Annotated in this window: 2 tRNA genes and 2 rRNA genes; all 4 read left to right on the top strand. The window is 52.7% G+C overall.

The window, feature by feature from the left end:
* Window positions 1-223: 223 nt before the first annotated feature.
* The 4 genes from OGL93_RS22030 to OGL93_RS22015 all read left to right on the top strand — a co-directional run bounded on the left by OGL93_RS22030 (window position 224) and on the right by OGL93_RS22015 (window position 5,142).
* Window positions 224-1,762, top strand: a 16S ribosomal RNA gene (locus OGL93_RS22030).
* Window positions 1,763-1,845: 83 nt separating this feature from the next.
* Window positions 1,846-1,922 (top strand) — tRNA-Ile (locus OGL93_RS22025).
* Between the two features lie 20 nt (window positions 1,923-1,942).
* Window positions 1,943-2,018 (top strand) — tRNA-Ala (locus OGL93_RS22020).
* Between the two features lie 236 nt (window positions 2,019-2,254).
* Window positions 2,255-5,142: ribosomal RNA gene (locus OGL93_RS22015) — 23S ribosomal RNA — on the top strand.
* The 16S and 23S rRNA genes sit together here with 2 tRNA genes alongside, the layout of an rRNA operon.
* Window positions 5,143-5,247 lie beyond the last annotated feature (105 nt).

Here is a 5,247-nt window from a genome sequence, read left to right as displayed (position 1 = left end):
AGCGTAGAATGCGCGCCTCGGTTGAAGCGAAAGGCTCAACCAACCGCTCTTTAACAAATGAATCAAGCAATTCGTGTGGGTGCTTGTGAGTTGGACTGATTGTCACAATGATTATCAGCATCACAAATACTCGGACGAAGAAATTCGAATTGAGTGGCTTCCTTCGGGAAGTTTTGCGATTGCTGAGCCAAGTTTAGGGTTTTCTCAAAACCCAAGCAGTATTGAACTGAAGAGTTTGATCATGGCTCAGATTGAACGCTGGCGGCAGGCCTAACACATGCAAGTCGAGCGGCAGCACGGGAGCTTGCTCCTGGTGGCGAGCGGCGGACGGGTGAGTAATGCCTAGGAATCTGCCTGGTAGTGGGGGATAACAACCGGAAACGGTTGCTAATACCGCATACGTCCTACGGGAGAAAGTGGGGGACCCTCGGGCCTCACGCTATCAGATGAGCCTAGGTCGGATTAGCTAGTTGGTAGGGTAAAGGCCTACCAAGGCGACGATCCGTAACTGGTCTGAGAGGATGATCAGTCACACTGGAACTGAGACACGGTCCAGACTCCTACGGGAGGCAGCAGTGGGGAATATTGGACAATGGGCGAAAGCCTGATCCAGCCATGCCGCGTGTGTGAAGAAGGTCTTCGGATTGTAAAGCACTTTAAGTTGGGAGGAAGGGTCGTTACCTAATACGTGACGATTTTGACGTTACCGACAGAATAAGCACCGGCTAACTCTGTGCCAGCAGCCGCGGTAATACAGAGGGTGCAAGCGTTAATCGGAATTACTGGGCGTAAAGCGCGCGTAGGTGGTTTGTTAAGTTGGATGTGAAATCCCCGGGCTCAACCTGGGAACTGCATCCAAAACTGGCAAGCTAGAGTATGGTAGAGGGTGGTGGAATTTCCTGTGTAGCGGTGAAATGCGTAGATATAGGAAGGAACATCAGTGGCGAAGGCGACCACCTGGACTGATACTGACACTGAGGTGCGAAAGCGTGGGGAGCAAACAGGATTAGATACCCTGGTAGTCCACGCCGTAAACGATGTCAACTAGCCGTTGGGCGCCTTGAGCGCTTAGTGGCGCAGCTAACGCATTAAGTTGACCGCCTGGGGAGTACGGCCGCAAGGTTAAAACTCAAATGAATTGACGGGGGCCCGCACAAGCGGTGGAGCATGTGGTTTAATTCGAAGCAACGCGAAGAACCTTACCAGGCCTTGACATCCAATGAACTTTCCAGAGATGGATTGGTGCCTTCGGGAACATTGAGACAGGTGCTGCATGGCTGTCGTCAGCTCGTGTCGTGAGATGTTGGGTTAAGTCCCGTAACGAGCGCAACCCTTGTCCTTAGTTACCAGCACGTTAAGGTGGGCACTCTAAGGAGACTGCCGGTGACAAACCGGAGGAAGGTGGGGATGACGTCAAGTCATCATGGCCCTTACGGCCTGGGCTACACACGTGCTACAATGGTCGGTACAGAGGGTCGCCAAGCCGCGAGGCGGAGCTAATCTCACAAAACCGATCGTAGTCCGGATCGCAGTCTGCAACTCGACTGCGTGAAGTCGGAATCGCTAGTAATCGCGAATCAGAACGTCGCGGTGAATACGTTCCCGGGCCTTGTACACACCGCCCGTCACACCATGGGAGTGGGTTGCACCAGAAGTAGCTAGTCTAACCTTCGGGAGGACGGTTACCACGGTGTGATTCATGACTGGGGTGAAGTCGTAACAAGGTAGCCGTAGGGGAACCTGCGGCTGGATCACCTCCTTAATCGACGACACAGCCGCCCATAAGCACCCACACGAATTGCTTGATTCCTTGTAAAGACGATTTTGTGATGCAAGCCCTGTATTGGGTCTGTAGCTCAGTTGGTTAGAGCGCACCCCTGATAAGGGTGAGGTCGGCAGTTCGAATCTGCCCAGACCCACCAACTTCGGTTGGCACGATTGCGGGGCCATAGCTCAGCTGGGAGAGCGCCTGCCTTGCACGCAGGAGGTCAGCGGTTCGATCCCGCTTGGCTCCACCACCTTATCTGTTCGAAAGCTTAGAAATGAGCATTCCCTCGGCACGAGGCATGAATGTTGATTTCTGGTCTTTTCCAGAATCGTTCTTTAAAAATTTGGGTATGTGATAGAAGATAGACTGTTCAGACCAGTTTCACTGCTGGTGTGATCAGGCTAAGGTAAAATTTGTGAGTTGATCGCGAATTTTCGGCGAATGTTGTCTTCACAACCGTAACCCTGAGATTGCTTGGGGTTATATGGTCAAGTGAATAAGCGCATACGGTGGATGCCTTGGCAGTCAGAGGCGATGAAAGACGTGGTAGCCTGCGATAAGCTTCGGGGAGTCGGCAAACAGACTTTGATCCGGAGATCTCTGAATGGGGGAACCCACCTGGCACAAGCCAGGTATCTTGTACTGAATCCATAGGTGCAAGAGGCGAACCAGGGGAACTGAAACATCTAAGTACCCTGAGGAAAAGAAATCAACCGAGATTCCCTTAGTAGTGGCGAGCGAACGGGGACCAGCCCTTAAGTTGATTTGAGATTAGCGGAACGCTCTGGAAAGTGCGGCCATAGTGGGTGATAGCCCTGTACGCGAAAATCTCTTGTCAATGAAATCGAGTAGGACGGAGCACGAGAAACTTTGTCTGAACATGGGGGGACCATCCTCCAAGGCTAAATACTACTGACTGACCGATAGTGAACCAGTACCGTGAGGGAAAGGCGAAAAGAACCCCGGAGAGGGGAGTGAAATAGAACCTGAAACCGTATGCGTACAAGCAGTGGGAGCAGACTTGTTCTGTGACTGCGTACCTTTTGTATAATGGGTCAGCGACTTATATTCAGTGGCGAGCTTAACCGAATAGGGGAGGCGTAGCGAAAGCGAGTCTTAATAGGGCGTTTAGTCGCTGGGTATAGACCCGAAACCGGGCGATCTATCCATGGGCAGGTTGAAGGTTAGGTAACACTGACTGGAGGACCGAACCGACTACCGTTGAAAAGTTAGCGGATGACCTGTGGATCGGAGTGAAAGGCTAATCAAGCTCGGAGATAGCTGGTTCTCCTCGAAAGCTATTTAGGTAGCGCCTCATGTATCACTGTAGGGGGTAGAGCACTGTTTCGGCTAGGGGGTCATCCCGACTTACCAAACCGATGCAAACTCCGAATACCTACAAGTGCCGAGCATGGGAGACACACGGCGGGTGCTAACGTCCGTCGTGAAAAGGGAAACAACCCAGACCGTCAGCTAAGGTCCCAAAGTTATGGTTAAGTGGGAAACGATGTGGGAAGGCTTAGACAGCTAGGAGGTTGGCTTAGAAGCAGCCACCCTTTAAAGAAAGCGTAATAGCTCACTAGTCGAGTCGGCCTGCGCGGAAGATGTAACGGGGCTCAAACCATACACCGAAGCTACGGGTGTCACGCAAGTGACGCGGTAGAGGAGCGTTCTGTAAGCCTGTGAAGGTGAGTTGAGAAGCTTGCTGGAGGTATCAGAAGTGCGAATGCTGACATGAGTAACGACAATGCGAGTGAAAAACTCGCACGCCGAAAAACCAAGGTTTCCTGCGCAACGTTAATCGACGCAGGGTTAGTCGGTCCCTAAGGCGAGGCTGAAAAGCGTAGTCGATGGAAAACAGGTTAATATTCCTGTACTTCTGGTTACTGCGATGGAGGGACGGAGAAGGCTAGGCCAGCTTGGCGTTGGTTGTCCAAGTTTAAGGTGGTAGGCTGGGATCTTAGGTAAATCCGGGATCCTAAGGCCGAGAGCTGATGACGAGTGCCCTCGGGCACGAAGTGGTCGATGCCATGCTTCCAGGAAAAGCTTCTAAGCTTCAGGTAACCAGGAACCGTACCCCAAACCGACACAGGTGGTTGGGTAGAGAATACCAAGGCGCTTGAGAGAACTCGGGTGAAGGAACTAGGCAAAATGGCACCGTAACTTCGGGAGAAGGTGCGCCGGCGAAGGTGAAGGGCTTGCCCCGTAAGCTTATGCCGGTCGAAGATACCAGGCCGCTGCGACTGTTTATTAAAAACACAGCACTCTGCAAACACGAAAGTGGACGTATAGGGTGTGACGCCTGCCCGGTGCCGGAAGGTTAATTGATGGGGTTAGCGCAAGCGAAGCTCTTGATCGAAGCCCCGGTAAACGGCGGCCGTAACTATAACGGTCCTAAGGTAGCGAAATTCCTTGTCGGGTAAGTTCCGACCTGCACGAATGGCGTAACGATGGCGGCGCTGTCTCCACCCGAGACTCAGTGAAATTGAAATCGCTGTGAAGATGCAGTGTATCCGCGGCTAGACGGAAAGACCCCGTGAACCTTTACTATAGCTTTGCACTGGACTTTGAGCTTGCTTGTGTAGGATAGGTGGGAGGCTTTGAAGCGTGGACGCCAGTCTGCGTGGAGCCATCCTTGAAATACCACCCTGGCAACCTTGAGGTTCTAACTCAGGTCCGTTATCCGGATCGAGGACAGTGTATGGTGGGTAGTTTGACTGGGGCGGTCTCCTCCCAAAGAGTAACGGAGGAGTACGAAGGTGCGCTCAGACCGGTCGGAAATCGGTCGTAGAGTATAAAGGCAAAAGCGCGCTTGACTGCGAGACAGACACGTCGAGCAGGTACGAAAGTAGGTCTTAGTGATCCGGTGGTTCTGTATGGAAGGGCCATCGCTCAACGGATAAAAGGTACTCCGGGGATAACAGGCTGATACCGCCCAAGAGTTCATATCGACGGCGGTGTTTGGCACCTCGATGTCGGCTCATCACATCCTGGGGCTGAAGCCGGTCCCAAGGGTATGGCTGTTCGCCATTTAAAGTGGTACGCGAGCTGGGTTTAGAACGTCGTGAGACAGTTCGGTCCCTATCTGCCGTGGACGTTTGAGATTTGAGAGGGGCTGCTCCTAGTACGAGAGGACCGGAGTGGACGAACCTCTGGTGTTCCGGTTGTCACGCCAGTGGCATTGCCGGGTAGCTATGTTCGGAAGAGATAACCGCTGAAAGCATCTAAGCGGGAAACTTGCCTCAAGATGAGATCTCACTGGAGCCTTGAGCTCCCTGAAGGGCCGTCGAAGACTACGACGTTGATAGGTGGGGTGTGTAAGCGCTGTGAGGCGTTGAGCTAACCCATACTAATTGCCCGTGAGGCTTGACCATATAACACCCAAGCAATCTGCCAACGGCAGAACGCGGGTGAAGACACCACCGAAAATTCGCATCATCACACACACATACCCAGATTCGCGACGACGTGAAAACGCC

The sequence above is a fragment of the Pseudomonas sp. RIT-PI-S genome (assembly GCF_025642975.1).
Classification (GTDB): domain Bacteria; phylum Pseudomonadota; class Gammaproteobacteria; order Pseudomonadales; family Pseudomonadaceae; genus Aquipseudomonas.
This window is presented reverse-complemented; position numbering and strand designations above follow the sequence as displayed.